Origin of the sequence: Pigmentiphaga soli, from assembly GCF_039541095.1 — a bacterium.
GTDB classification, from domain to species: Bacteria; Pseudomonadota; Gammaproteobacteria; order Burkholderiales; family Burkholderiaceae_B; genus Pigmentiphaga; species Pigmentiphaga soli.
Genome location: NZ_BAABFO010000010.1, coordinates 23190 through 35989, shown reverse-complemented (window position 1 = coordinate 35989; position 12800 = coordinate 23190). Strand labels below are relative to the sequence as shown.

Here is a 12800-nt window from a genome sequence, read left to right as displayed (position 1 = left end):
GAGGCCATGGTGTCGCGCCGGCGGCGCTGCGCTATTCCCAGGGTTGTCCTGACGCTATGTACCGTTCAAGTTCCATGGCGTCATGCAGGACCCGGCCGACGACGATCACATCGTCTTCCACCCTGTAGAGCAGGAAATGCCTTGCCTGGCCCACCATGCCGCTTCCGGTCCGGGCTCGCCTGCGGCTGGACCGCAGATGCCACGAGCGGATGCCGTCGCCGAGTTCGGGCCGCTGCATGCTGCCGGGCCGGTCCGGATCGGCAGCGACGTCGCGCAGCGCCGCGATGACCAGCGCTTCGTAGCGGCGGCGGGCGGATGCGCCGAAATGCCGGTGGGTCCAGGCGAAAATGCCGATCAGATCGGCCTGCGCCGCGGCCGATAGCCGATATCGGCGCGCCATCAATCCTGCCCGGGTGCCCGTTCTGCGGCCTGTTGCCCCAGTTGTCCGATGAAGTCTTCCAGCCGGGCGTCGGCGACATCGGCATAGCGGCCGGCCGCCACGTCGCGCCAGCCCGCATCGGCGGCGCTGCGCAGCGCCTCGAGCCTGGCGGCCTCCAGCCGTTCGCGCTGCTCAAGCAGGCGCAGGCCGTCGCGCAGCACCTCGCTGGCGTTCTGGTAGCGCCCCGATCGGACGAGATTTTCGACGAGATCGTGTTGCTGTTCGCTGAGCACGACATTGCGTGTCGGCATGGCTATCGGTTCACCGTGGGACGATTCTTGTCCGAGCGTACCATCGTTGGCATAAAACGCCAATCAGCGTTTGGACCGCAATGTCCATGGCCGCCCAGGAGTGTTGCCGGAATTCCATCGCGCGGCGCCCATATCGCTGTGCGCCGCAGCGAAACATGGCGGCAATCCCCCATTGACGCTACAATGTCGCAACGCCGCGCCGTTTCCAATCCGCGCGAGCGATCCCGGGCCTGCCTTCCGCGGGCCCGCTGTTTGCCGGGGGTGCCCCGGCAGGCGTCAATCCCCTACTTCCGTCTGCCCCGATTGGAGTCGCCCGAGCGATCGAGCGACAGGCCGTCGTTGGAGTTGTCTTGATTACTTCCGAAATGCAATTCGCCGGGCTCGGCCTGGCCGAGCCCTTGCTGCGCGCGATCGCCGATGCCGGCTACAGCCGGCCCACGCCGATCCAGGCGCAGGCCATCCCCGAGGTGCTGCAGGGCCGCGACCTGCTGGCCGCCGCCCAGACCGGCACCGGCAAGACCGCCGGCTTCACGCTGCCCATCCTGCACCTGCTGTCGAAGTCGCGCCCGCAGGGGCAGCGGCCCGGCCGCCCGCGCTGCCTGATCCTGACCCCCACGCGCGAGCTGACCGCGCAGGTGGAGGAGTCGGTGCAGACCTACGGCAAGTACGTGCCGCTGAAATCGATGGTGATGTTCGGCGGCGTCAACATCAATCCGCAGATCGCCGCGCTGAAGAAGCCGCTCGACATCCTGGTGGCCACGCCGGGCCGCCTGCTGGACCACGCCGGGCAGAAGACGGTCGACCTGTCGGGCGTCGAGATCCTGGTGCTGGACGAAGCCGACCGCATGCTCGACATGGGCTTCATCCGCGACATTCGCAAGGTGCTGGCGCTGCTGCCGGCGCGCCGGCAGAACCTGCTGTTCTCGGCCACGTTCTCGGACGAGATCCGCACGCTGGCCAAGGGCGTGCTCAACGACGCCGTCGAGGTGTCGGTGGCGCGCCGCAATACCGCGTCGGAACTGGTGCAGCAGACGGTGCTGCTGGTGCAGAAGGAACACAAGCGCGACCTGCTCAGCCACCTGATCCGCAGCCGCGGCTGGGAACAGGTGCTCGTGTTCACGCGCACCAAGCACGGCGCCAACCGGCTGGCCGAGAAACTGGTGCGCGACGGCATCAGCGCCGCGGCGATCCACGGCAACAAGAGCCAGTCGGCGCGCACCAAGGCGCTGTCCGGCTTCAAGGACGGTTCGGTGTCGGTGCTGGTGGCGACCGACATCGCGGCGCGCGGGCTCGACATCGACCAGCTGCCGCAGGTCGTCAATTTCGAACTGCCCAACGTGCCGGAAGACTACGTGCACCGCATCGGCCGCACCGGCCGCGCCGGCGCCACGGGCGCGGCGGTATCGCTGGTCGACGTGCCGGAGGAAGGCAAGCTGCTGGCCGACATCGAACGGCTCATCAAGCGCAAGATCGACCGCGAGCCGCTGCCCGAATTCACCGTGACGGCGCCGGACCGCGACGATCGCGACCGTCCGCCGCGGCCGCAGGGCCGGCCCGGACGTCCGGGCGGGCAGCGGGCCGAAGGCCAGCGCAGCGCGCCGCCGCGCCAGGGCAGCCGGCACGGTGGTACCGGCAAGGCACCGCAGGCGGCCGCCCCGCAACGCCCGTCGCCCGCCGCCCAGCCGCAACGGGCGCAGCAAGGCGCTGGCACGGGCCCGGCCCGGCGGCCGGCCTTGTTCAACGCCAAGGCTACGGCACGCTGATCCGGCGCGGCGTGGACGGCGGGCCGTCCCGATTCGGCGCCGTTACCGCCGGCACGCCCAGCAGCCGTTCCAGCAGCGGCCCGTCGGCGGCCAGCGCCGCGCTCTCGCCGGCATGGACGATGGCGCCGCGCTCCAGCACGATCGCGTCATGCGTCATGGCCAGGGCCAGCGCCGGATGCTGTTCGACCACCACCGTGGTCAGCCCGCCCTGGCCCATGCGGCCGATGGCCGCGGCCAGTTCCGCCACCAGGATGGGCGCCAGGCCTTCCATCGGCTCGTCCAGCAGCAGCAGCGTGGGATTGGTCGTCAGCGCGCGGCCGATGGCCAGCATCTGCTGCTCGCCGCCCGATAGCTGTCCGCCGTGGTTGCGACGCCGCGCGCGCAGGCGGGGGAACAGCTCGTAGACGGCGTCGGCCGTCCACGGGCCGGGCCGGGCCGCCACCCGCAGGTGTTCGTGCACGGTCAGCGACGGAAACACTTCGCGCTGCTGCGGCACCCAGCCGATGCCGCGCCGCGCGCGCTCGGCCGGCGGCAGGCGCGTGATGTCGGCGCCCTGCCAGCGGATGGCGCCCTGGAACACCGTGGTGTGGCCCATCACGGTCTCGATCAGCGTGGTCTTGCCGGCGCCGTTGCGGCCCAGCACGGCCAGGCTGCGGCCGCGCCGCAAGCTCAGCGACAGCCCGTTCAACACCACCGCGTCGCCGTAGCCGGCCGTCAGCGCTTCGATGTCCAGGAAGTCAGCCATGGCGCGCCGCCGCGGGCACCGAGGTGCCGAGATAGGCCTCTTGCACGCGCGCGTCGGCCGCGATGTCGGCGGGCGTGCCGTCGGCCAGGACCGCGCCGCCGGCCAGCACGGTGATGCGCCGTGCGAAGCGGAACACGAGGTCCATGTCGTGCTCGATCAGCAGCACCGTCATGTCGGCCGGCAGCGCGCCGAGGGCGTCGAACAGTCCGGCGCTTTCGCCGGCGGGAATGCCGGCGGCGGGTTCGTCGAGCAGCAGGATGCGCGGCCGCGCGGCCAGCGCCAGCACGATTTCGAGCAGCCGCTGGCGGCCGTAGGGCAGGGCGGCGGTGGGCGTGCGGGCATGGGCGGCCAGGCCGAAGCGCGCCAGCCATTCGTGCGCCTCGTCGGCGATGGCGCCGTAGCGGGCCAGCGGCCGCCACCAGACGCGGCCCAGCCCTTGGCGTTCGGCCACGGCCAGCGAGGCGGCCTCGAACGGCGTAAGAAGCGGGAACAGCGCGTTGACCTGGAAGGTTCGGACGATGCCGAGCCGCGCGCGGCGCTCGGCCGGCAGCGCGGTGATGTCGTCGTCGCCGAGCCGGATGGTGCCGGCCGACGGCCGCGCCAGGCCGCTGAGCAGGTCGATCAGCGTGGTCTTGCCGGCGCCGTTGGGGCCGATCAGCGCATGCCGCGCGCCGGGCGGCACCGTAAGCGTGACGTCGCTGAGCGCGGTGAAATCGCCGTAGCGCTTGCCGAGCCGATCGACGTGCAGCGCGGGCGCGGCGGCGCCGGGCGTGGCCGCACCCCCGGCGTCGGCCCGGGGCGCGGCAGCCGGCGCGCCGCTTGCGCTTGCATCCGCATGCGTACCCATCGCGCCGCTCACGCCCGCTCCCGCACGCGCACCCACCGCGCCAGCCCGCCCAGCACGCCGCCGCGGCCGAGCAGCACCGCGGCGATCAGGAAGAGGCCGAGCCAGAACATCCAGTATCTCGGATCGAGATCGGCGAAGACATCGTGCGCGATCATGTACAGCAACGCCCCGACCATGCCGCCGTACAGACGGCCGGCGCCGCCCAGGACCAGAATGATCAGGATCTCCGCCGAGCGGTTGAAGCCCAGCATTTCCAGCCCGACGAACTGGGTGGTCTGCGCCAGGAGCGCGCCGGCCAGCGCGGCCAGCGCGGCAGAAATCGCATAGGCCTGGCGCAGCCGCGCGTCCACCGGCGACCCTAGCGCGCGCATGCGCCGCGGGTTGGCGTGGATGCCGCGCAGCGCCAGGCCGAAGGGCGAGCGCAGCAGCAGCCGCACCGCGCCGAAGGCCAGCAGCACCACGCAGAAGGCGTAGGCGAAGCCGGTGCGGCCGAACATGTCGAAGCGGAACAGGCCCAGCACCGGCCACATGTCGATGCCCTGCAGGCCATCGGCGCCGCCGGTGACGGACGACAGGCGGTTGGCCAGTTCGCCGCCCAGCAGGCACAGGCCGATGGTGATCATCAGCCGCGCCAGGTCGCCGGCGCGCGCCACCAGGAAGCCGGACAACCAGCCCAGCAGCGCGCCTGCCGCCAGCGACAGCGCCAGCCCCGACAGCGGCTCGCCCCAGCCGTGGCTGGACAGCAGCCCGGCGGCATAGGCGCCGGCGCCGAAGAACAGCGCGTGGCCCACCGTAAGAATGCCGGCATGGCCCAGCGCGATGTCGAGCGACACGGCGAACAGGCCGGCGATCAGGATCTGCGTGAGCAGCACGCGCTGGTCCGGGAAGGCCAGCGGCGCCGCGGCGAGCAGCAGCCAGAAGGCGATTTCCAGCGCCCGCGCCGCACGGGGATGCAGTTCGATCATGCCCGCCCCTGCCTCGGCAGCAGCCCGCGCGGCCGCAGCAGCAGCACCAGGACCATGAACAGATAGACCGGGAACGATCCCGCTGCGGGCAGGTAATACTTGCCGGCCACGTCCACGATGCCCACCAGCATTGCCGCCAGGAATGGCCCGAGCAGCGTGCCGGCGCCGCCCACGCAAACCACGATCAGGAAGTGCACCAGATATTTGAGCGGGAAATTGGGATCCAGTCCCAGCATGCCGATGCCTAGCGCGCCGCCCAGCCCGGCCAGGCCGCAGCCCAGCGCGAAAGTGAAGAAGAACAGCCGCCCGGCGCGCAACCCCATCGATTCGGCCACGCGCCTGTTGTCGACCGCGGCGCGCACCATGGCGCCGTAGCGGGTGCGCCCGAGCAGCGCCAGCAGCAGGAGCAGCACCGCGCAGCCGAAGGCGATCAGGAACAGCCGGTAGTTGCCTACCTCGACCCCGAACCACGCGGAGCTGCCGCGCAGCCAGGCGGGCGGCTCGAAGGGCTGGCCCGTCGGCCCGAACAGCCAGGTGGCGCCCGCCACCGCCACGAACACCACGCCGATCGACAGCAGCACGTGATCCAGCGGATGCGCGCGGTACAGGTGCCTGAACAATAGCCGCTCCAGCACCGCGCCGGCCAGCGCGGCGGCCACGAAGGCCAGCGCCAGCGCGGCGCCGAACGGCAGGCCGAGCCGCGCCATCGCCAGGCTGGCCGCGTAGCCGCCCGCCATCGCGAAGGCGCCGTGCGCCAGGTTGACGAAATTCATCAGCCCCAGCGTGAGCGACAGCCCGGCCCCGATTAGGAACAGCAGCATGCCGTAGGCCACGCCGTCGAACAGGACGATGCCCATCGCCCGCTTACTTGCCAGGATCCTTGACGTCGGGGATCTGCGCGAACTCGACGTTGTACAGCTCGTTGCCGCGCTTTTCGACCCGGCGGATGTAGATGGTCTGCACGATGTCGCGCGTTTCCGGGTCGATGCTGATCGGGCCGCGCGGGCTGTCCAGCTTCATGCCTTTCATGGCGGCGATGGCGCCGTCGCCGTCGACGCGGCCGTTCAGGCGCCGGACCGCTTCGACGATCAGCGCCATGCCGTCGTAGCCGGCCGCCGCCATGAAATCGGGCCGGATGGAGGTGCCGTACAGCGACTGGTAGCCCTGCACGAAGGCCTTGTTGCGCGGCGAGTCGTGAATCATCGAATAATGGCCGGCGGTGACCAGCCCCACCACGTCGTCGCCCATCGCGTTCAGGAACATGTCGTCGGTCAGGTCGCTGGTGGAGATGGCGCGGATGCCGGCCTTGTCGAGCCCGCGCTCGCGGTAGGCGCGCAGCATGACGCGCGACAGTTCCCCCGACGGGAACCACATGAAGACCGCGTCGGGCCTGGCGTCTTTGATGCGCTGCATGTAGGGCCCGAACTCCGGGCTCTTCAGCGGCACCGCCACCTCGCCCACGATCCGGCCGCCGCCGCCGGTGAATGTTTTGCGGAACTGCTGGTTGGCGTCCTGGCCGGGTGCGTAGTCGGCATACAGCGAGTACACCGTCTTGATATCGTTCTTCAGCGCCCAGTCGGCGATGCCGAAGGCCGTCTGCGCCAGCGTCATCGAACTGCGCACGATGTACGGCGACTTGGTGGTGATGGAAGAGCTGGCGGCGTTCATCACCACCATCGGGATCTTCGCCTCGGTGGCCAGCGGCGCCACCGCCAGCGCGTTGGGCGAGAAGCCGAAGCCGGCCAGGAACTCGACCTTGTCGCGCACGATCAGCTCCTGCGCCAGCCGCTTGGCCACTTCGGGGTTGGGGCCGCCCACGTCCTTGACGACGAGCTGGATGCGCCGGCCGGCGACGACGTCGCCATGCTCGTGCAGGTACAGCTTGGCGCCGTTGGTCATCTGCAGCCCGTATTCGGCCTGCTGGCCCGACATTTCGACCACCATGCCGACCTTCAGCGGCGTTTGCGCCGCGGCCGCGCCGCACACGGCAAGGCCCAGCAGCCAGGCCAACCCGCGCATCTTCATGTCATCTCCCGGTTCGATAGCGATTGTGACGAGAGCGGATTATCGGCCAGATGAGGGAGGCTTGGCGACCTGCCCCCGGGCTGCCTGCGTGAAGGGAGCCGCTACACGGGTTCGATATCGGACTTGCTATACCAGCCCGACATCCGGCCGCCGTCCCAGATGAAGGCGATGTGCTGCGACTGGCGGCAGCGCGCCAGCGCCCGCGGCCGGAACACGGCCACGCACTGGCCTTGAGGGCGGCGCACGCTGTCGTAGGCGATGCCCCAGCTTTGCTGGCCGCGCAGCGTGCGGGCCAGCGCCTGGCCGGCGGAATAGTCTGCCGGGTCGTAGACGGCCGGCCACTGTTCGCGCCGGCCGCGCAGGTCGTGCAGCGGCGCCGACAGGTCGGCCAGGTAGTGGCGCATGTCGACCTCGATGGCCGGCTCGCGGGTGGCGGCGAAGAACGCGGCGCGGTGGTACATGGTTTCGGCCACCGCGGTGGCGAGGCTCTCGCCGGCGTAGTAGACGCCCCAGCTGCCGTCCGAGAACCGGCTGCCGTCGGGGTTCAGGTGGGTGAAGGCGGCCATGATGGGCGTGGCGCCGGGGCCGGCGATGCGGTCTTCGGGCGGCACCAGCTGCAGGTTGCCGGTTTCGTCGCGCACGCGGGGGTTGGTGAGGTTTTCGATCGCGAACACGACGTCGAGATCGGCCGGGTCGGCCACGCGGTCGTACAGGCCGGTGGGCGGGAAGCGGCTGGGCACCAGGCGGTGGCACGGTGTCCAGCGGACCTTGCGGACCTCGGGGATGGGCGTGCTCAAGACCACCCCCCGCGCTGGGCGTCGAGATAGGTGCGCACCACGTACAGGTCGCTGGTTAGGCCGCTGAGCAGGCGGTCGAGCGCCGGCCGGCCGCCGAACGGGGGGGCGTCGTTGGGGCGGCGCAGCCAGGCGTCGGCGCGTTCGGGCACGGGCAGCAGCACCTGCAGCGCCTTGTAGATGCCGAACACCAGCGACAGCCGTTCCAGCGCGTCGCGCGGCAGCGAGGCCGGCGGATGGCTTTTCCAGCGGAACATGGTCGAGCGCGGGATGCCCAGCAGCGTGGCGGATTCGTCGGCGCTGAGCTGCCACGCCTGGGCGATGCTGAAAAAGGTGCGCAGCGCCGCGCCGGCGGCGGCCTGCGACGAAAGATCGGGGGTCTTGGAAGCGGCAATGGCCATGGCGCGTTTTCCAGTGGACTGAATCTTCAGTTTAATCCCATTCGGGATGAATTTCAATCAAAAGTCTCGTTTGGTATGAGACGCGCTGTCCGGGGCGCGGTCGTCATGTCTGCTCACAGATCTTTTTTGCGGTCGTCCCGGGCCGGTACGAACCGTCAGGCCCGGGGGGTTAAAATTCCACCAAATGACCCTAGCTCACGAAGTCGCCCGGCGACGCACCTTCGCCATCATTTCCCACCCCGACGCGGGCAAGACCACGCTGACCGAAAAGCTGCTGCTGTTCGCCGGCGCGATCCAGATCGCCGGCAGCGTGAAGGCCCGCAAGGCCTCGCGCCACGCCTCGTCCGACTGGATGGAAATCGAAAAGCAGCGCGGCATTTCGGTGGCGTCGTCGGTCATGCAGATCGAATACCGCGACACCGTCATCAACCTGCTCGACACCCCGGGCCACCAGGACTTCTCCGAAGACACCTACCGGGTGCTGACCGCGGTCGACGCGGCGCTGATGATGATCGACGCCGCCAACGGCGTCGAGCCGCAAACGATCCGGTTGCTGCAGGTGTGCCGGGCCCGCAATACGCCCATCATCACCTTCGTCAACAAGATGGACCGCGAGGTGCGCGAGCCGCTCGACCTGCTGTCCGAGATCGAAGGCCATCTGGGCATGGACGCGGTGCCGTTCTCGTGGCCGGTGGGCATGGGCAAGAGTTTCGGCGGCGTGTTCGACATCCGGCGCGACCGCATGCGCGTGTTCCGCGCCGGCGAAGACCGCCTCAGCCACGACGACGAGATCATCGAAGGCATCGGCAACCCGGAAATCGCGCGGCGCTTCGGCGCCGCCTTCGGGCAGGCGCGCGGCGAGATCGACCTGATCGAGGCGGCCGCGCCGCCGTTCGACGCCGCCGCCTTCCTGGCCGGCAGGCAGACGCCGGTGTTCTTCGGCTCGGCCATCAATAACTTCGGCGTGCAGGAAGTGCTCGACGCGCTGGTCGACATGGCCCCGCCGCCGGGCTCGCGCCACGCCTTGCAGCGCGAAGTGCTGCCCGAAGAGCCCCGCTTCAGCGGCGTGGTGTTCAAGGTGCAGGCCAATATGGACCCGGCCCACCGCGACCGCGTGGCCTTCGTGCGCGTCTGTTCGGGCCGCTTCGAGCGCGGCATGCGGCTGAAGGTATGCCGCACGGGCAAGGAGATCCGGCCCAACAACGTGGTGTCGTTCCTGTCGCAGCGGCGCGAGCTGCTCGACGAGGCCTATGCCGGCGACGTGATCGGCATCCCCAACCACGGCGTGCTCCAGCTGGGCGACGTGCTGACCGAAGGCGAGGTGCTGCAGTTTACCGGCCTGCCGTTCTTCGCGCCCGAGCTGTTCCAGGCGGTGGAAGTGGCCGACCCGCTGCGCACCAAGCAGCTGCGCACCGGCCTGACCCAGCTGGGCGAAGAGGGCGCGATCCAGGTGTTCCGGCCGGTGGCCGGCGGCGCGCTGCTGCTGGGAGCGGTCGGGCAGCTGCAGTTCGAGGTGGTGGCGCATCGGCTCAAGACCGAATACGGCGTGGCGGCGCGGATGATGCCGTCGCGCTATTCGATGGCGCGCTGGATCACCGCCGACGATCCCAAGGACTTGAAGAAGTTCATGGACGCCAACGCCCAGCACATCGCCTACGACGTGGTCGATGCGCCGGCCTTCCTGATCGGTTCTTCGGCGCAACTTCGGGTGGCGCAGGAGCTCTATCCGAATGTGCAGTTCCACGCGTTGCGCGAGCACGGCGGCCAGGTTTTCCAGACGAAGGTCGGCGATTCCGCCTTCGCCTGATATCAGAACGAAACGGCGCGCCGCACGGCCCGAGGCGCGCCCCGAGAGGTGAAACGATGCGATCCCGTATTTTCATTGCGCTGGCGGGCCTCGTCTGCGTAGCCCTGGTGGGCGTGCTGCTGGGGATCTGGCTGTCGTGGCATGCGCCGGTCGACCGCGTGGTCGAGGCGCCGTCGCCCACGCAGCCGCTACCCGGCGAAGCGCCGGTGGCCGCGGTCGACACGCAGCAGTACCTGCCCGAACCGCCCCAGCCGCGCATCGATGGCACGCGCGGCGTGCCGGCCCGCCGGGTTGCGGCCACGCAACAGGTGCCGATGGTGTCGGCGCTGGACAATCCCTCGCCCGACGTGACGGTGTCCACCGTGGCGCCGGATGCCGACGCGCTGCGCGAACAATACGGGCAAGGGCAGGATCAGGGGCAGCCGGGCCTGCCATCGCCGCTGCCGGCGCCGTCGCCGCGGCCGCTGCAATCGTCGCAGGTCACGACCGTGGATGTAGCGCCTCCGGGCGGGACGGCGCCGGCCGGGCGCGGCATATCGCCGCAACTGGCGCAGAACGGCGCCGCGGCCGCAGGCGCCTCCGGCGATGGCTGGATGGGCGCGTTGCGCGCCGACCTGGAACGCTGCACCGCCCAGTCCGCCGGCACCCGCACGGCGTGCGCCGACCAGGCGCGATGGCGCTATTGCGGCCCCAACAACGGCTGGGGCCGCACGCCGGATTGCCCCGTCACCGGCAACAACTGAATCAGCTTTCGCTTACCGCCATCTGCGACTGCAGGTAGTTCTGGAGACCGACCTGGCCCACCAGGCCGATCTGCGTTTCCAGGTAGTCGATGTGGTCCTCGGTATCGTCGAGGATGTCCTGCAGCAGGTCGCGCGACACGTAGTCGCGCACGCTTTCGCAGTAGGCAATGGCTTCCTTCAGGACCGCCTGCGAGCCTTGTTCGAGCTTGAGGTCACAGGACAGGATCTCGGGCACGTCCTCGCCCACCAGCAGCTTGTTCAGGTCTTGCAGATTGGGCAGCCCGTCGAGCATGAAGATGCGCTCGATCAGCCGGTCGGCGTGCTTCATTTCCTCGATCGATTCTTCGTACTCGTGCTTGCCCAGCTTGCCCAGCCCCCAGTGCCGCAACATGCGCGCGTGGAGGAAGTACTGGTTGATCGCGGTCAGCTCGTTGGTGAGCTGCTTGTTCAGGAATTGGATGACGGTCTTGTCGCCTTGCATGGATGCCCCTGCGAAGTCTCGTGGAATCGCAGAAGGTTAGCATCTGCTGCGCAAAGTGCGCAGACCGTGCATCCTGGCGTTATCGGCTAGGAAAGTGACAACCGAAACGGCTATGAGAACCGTTCGCGGTGCGGGGCCGGACGCAGCCGGGTCAGGCCGCCCTGGCGATGCGGTGCACCGGGAACCGGCGGGTGGTGGCGGGTGCCGGCGCCGCTTCCACGGCGTGGGCGACCACGGCGGCTTCGGCCTCGAACACCGTGACCTCGGCTTCGAACGCGCGCTCGCAGCCGCCCTCAGGCAGGTACTGGCGGGCCGTGTCGGCGCAGCAGCCGCAGCAGGTGGCCACGCCCAGGTCGAACTGCAGATCGGACAGCGTGCTGGCGCCGGCGGCAACGCTGGCGCGCACCTGGCGTTCAGTGATGGCGTTACAGACACAGACGTACATGGCAGCGGATCGGCACGCGCGGCAGCGCGATCGAGCATATGAATGAGATTAATTATTAATAACATTCGTTCCCAATGCAAGTGGCGCATAGTCCACATGTCGCATGCGCCCGAACCGATGTTCGGTGCTAGCATCGGCCACCCGAAATATCCGGATCCCCTGGGGTCGCCGGCAGCTGTCGCGCCAGTCGTCAGGCAGCTGCGGGAGCATCCGGGCCACGCCTTCTGGCCCGACGACTTGAATTGAGCTGTATTGAATGGGCATATCCATTCTGGACCATTGTCTGCCCCGGTGAAATGATCAGAATTCACCCATCACGGTTTTCATCGCTTGCAGCCAGACAGGAGTCCCCATGAACACCGATATCCAGAAAGCCGCCCTCGTCACGGGCGCATCGCGCGGGATCGGCCAGGCCATCGCCAGGCGCCTGGCGGCCGACGGCTTCGCCGTCGTCGTCAACTATGCCGGCAACGCGGCCAAGGCCCGGGAAACCGTCGCGGCCATCGAGGCGGGCGGCGGCCGGGCCGTCGCCATCCAGGCCGACGTGGCCGACCCGGCCAGCGTGGCAGCGCTGTTCGACGGCGCCAGGCAGGCCTTCGGGCGGATCGACGTGGTGGTCAACAGCGCCGGCGTCATGCCGATGGCGCCGATCGCCGCCGGCAGCCTGGAGGCCTTCGACCAGGTCATCGCCACCAATCTGCGCGGCACCTTCCTGGTGTTGAGCCATGCGGCGACTGCGCTCGGCGAAGGCGGGCGCATCATCGCGCTGTCAACCAGCGTCATCGCCAAGGCCTTCCCGGGCTATGGGCCGTACATCGCCTCCAAGGCCGGCGTCGAAGGGCTGGTGCACGTGCTCGCGAACGAGCTGCGCGGCCGCGGCATCACCGTCAACGCGGTGGCTCCCGGGCCGGTGGGCACCGAACTGTTCTTCAACGGCAAGACGCCCGAGCAGATCGGTCAGATCGCCAGGCTGGCGCCGCTGGAACGGCTGGGTACGCCGGAAGAAATCGCCAATGTGGTGTCGTTCCTGGCCGGGCCCGATGGCGGCTGGGTCAATTCGCAGGTGCTGCGCGCCAACGGCGGCTTTGCCTGAT

Annotated in this window: 15 protein-coding genes; 4 read left to right on the top strand and 11 right to left on the bottom strand. The window is 69.4% G+C overall.

Going from position 1 to position 12800, the window contains the following annotated elements:
* Nucleotides 1–31 precede the first annotated feature (31 nt).
* Both ABD927_RS11810 and ABD927_RS11805 read right to left on the bottom strand, forming a co-directional pair.
* Nucleotides 32–400, bottom strand: coding sequence for a type II toxin-antitoxin system RelE/ParE family toxin (locus ABD927_RS11810; RefSeq protein ID WP_345249579.1), 369 nt, complete (start codon nt 398–400; stop codon nt 32–34).
* A complete protein-coding gene (locus tag ABD927_RS11805; protein ID WP_345249577.1) occupies nt 400–690 on the bottom strand; it encodes a type II toxin-antitoxin system ParD family antitoxin in 291 nt (96 codons plus the stop codon). The genes ABD927_RS11810 and ABD927_RS11805 overlap by 1 nt, the downstream gene beginning before the upstream one ends.
* A 365-nt stretch (nt 691–1055) precedes the next feature.
* On the opposite strand from ABD927_RS11805, the gene ABD927_RS11800 reads away from it, so the two are divergent.
* Nucleotides 1056–2453, top strand: coding sequence for a DEAD/DEAH box helicase (locus ABD927_RS11800; RefSeq protein ID WP_425570245.1), 1398 nt, complete (start codon nt 1056–1058; stop codon nt 2451–2453).
* Here the strand turns inward: ABD927_RS11800 and ABD927_RS11795 are convergent.
* The 7 genes from ABD927_RS11795 to ABD927_RS11765 form a co-directional block, all read right to left on the bottom strand.
* Nucleotides 2440–3198, bottom strand: a complete 759-nt coding sequence (locus ABD927_RS11795; protein ID WP_345249576.1) for an ABC transporter ATP-binding protein — start codon at nt 3196–3198, stop codon at nt 2440–2442. The two genes, ABD927_RS11800 and ABD927_RS11795, sit on opposite strands and share 14 nt — an antisense overlap.
* Entirely contained in the window at nt 3191–4057 is an 867-nt protein-coding gene (locus ABD927_RS11790) for an ABC transporter ATP-binding protein (protein ID WP_345249574.1), read from the bottom strand. The genes ABD927_RS11795 and ABD927_RS11790 overlap by 8 nt, the downstream gene beginning before the upstream one ends.
* The gene (locus ABD927_RS11785; protein WP_345249572.1) at nt 4054–5010 is read right to left on the bottom strand and encodes a branched-chain amino acid ABC transporter permease; all 957 of its coding nucleotides are present in this window, start codon (nt 5008–5010) and stop codon (nt 4054–4056) included. The genes ABD927_RS11790 and ABD927_RS11785 overlap by 4 nt, the downstream gene beginning before the upstream one ends.
* Complete coding sequence (locus tag ABD927_RS11780; protein WP_345249570.1) at nt 5007–5867, bottom strand: branched-chain amino acid ABC transporter permease; 861 nt, start codon at nt 5865–5867, stop codon at nt 5007–5009. The genes ABD927_RS11785 and ABD927_RS11780 overlap by 4 nt, the downstream gene beginning before the upstream one ends.
* Before the next feature lie 7 nt (nt 5868–5874).
* Nucleotides 5875–7035 (bottom strand): ABC transporter substrate-binding protein, encoded by a 1161-nt coding sequence (locus ABD927_RS11775; protein WP_345249568.1) that lies wholly within the window; start codon nt 7033–7035, stop codon nt 5875–5877.
* Between the two features lie 101 nt (nt 7036–7136).
* On the bottom strand, nt 7137–7832 hold the full coding sequence (locus ABD927_RS11770) for an RES family NAD+ phosphorylase (protein ID WP_345249566.1): 696 nt from the start codon (nt 7830–7832) through the stop codon (nt 7137–7139).
* The gene (locus ABD927_RS11765) at nt 7829–8230 is read right to left on the bottom strand and encodes an MbcA/ParS/Xre antitoxin family protein (RefSeq protein WP_345249564.1); all 402 of its coding nucleotides are present in this window, start codon (nt 8228–8230) and stop codon (nt 7829–7831) included. Before ABD927_RS11765 ends, ABD927_RS11770 begins: the two co-directional genes overlap by 4 nt.
* 184 nt (nt 8231–8414) lie before the next feature.
* Between ABD927_RS11765 and ABD927_RS11760 the strand changes: the two genes are divergently transcribed.
* The gene (locus ABD927_RS11760; protein ID WP_345249562.1) at nt 8415–10037 is read left to right on the top strand and encodes a peptide chain release factor 3; all 1623 of its coding nucleotides are present in this window, start codon (nt 8415–8417) and stop codon (nt 10035–10037) included.
* Between the two features lie 56 nt (nt 10038–10093).
* The gene (locus ABD927_RS11755; protein ID WP_345249560.1) at nt 10094–10780 is read left to right on the top strand and encodes a hypothetical protein; all 687 of its coding nucleotides are present in this window, start codon (nt 10094–10096) and stop codon (nt 10778–10780) included.
* Nucleotide 10781: 1 nt separating this feature from the next.
* Here the strand turns inward: ABD927_RS11755 and bfr are convergent, their stop codons facing one another.
* Together bfr and ABD927_RS11745 are read right to left on the bottom strand one after the other, a co-directional pair.
* Nucleotides 10782–11261 carry a bacterioferritin gene (gene bfr, locus ABD927_RS11750; protein WP_345249558.1) on the bottom strand — a complete coding sequence of 160 codons (480 nt, stop codon included), beginning with the start codon at nt 11259–11261 and terminating at the stop codon, nt 10782–10784.
* Nucleotides 11262–11412: 151 nt separating this feature from the next.
* A complete protein-coding gene (locus ABD927_RS11745; protein ID WP_345249556.1) occupies nt 11413–11706 on the bottom strand; it encodes a (2Fe-2S)-binding protein in 294 nt (97 codons plus the stop codon).
* Nucleotides 11707–12058: 352 nt separating this feature from the next.
* Here ABD927_RS11745 and ABD927_RS11740 point away from each other — a divergent pair, with 352 nt between their 5' ends.
* A complete protein-coding gene (locus ABD927_RS11740) occupies nt 12059–12799 on the top strand; it encodes an SDR family oxidoreductase (protein WP_345249554.1) in 741 nt (246 codons plus the stop codon).
* Nucleotide 12800 lies beyond the last annotated feature (1 nt).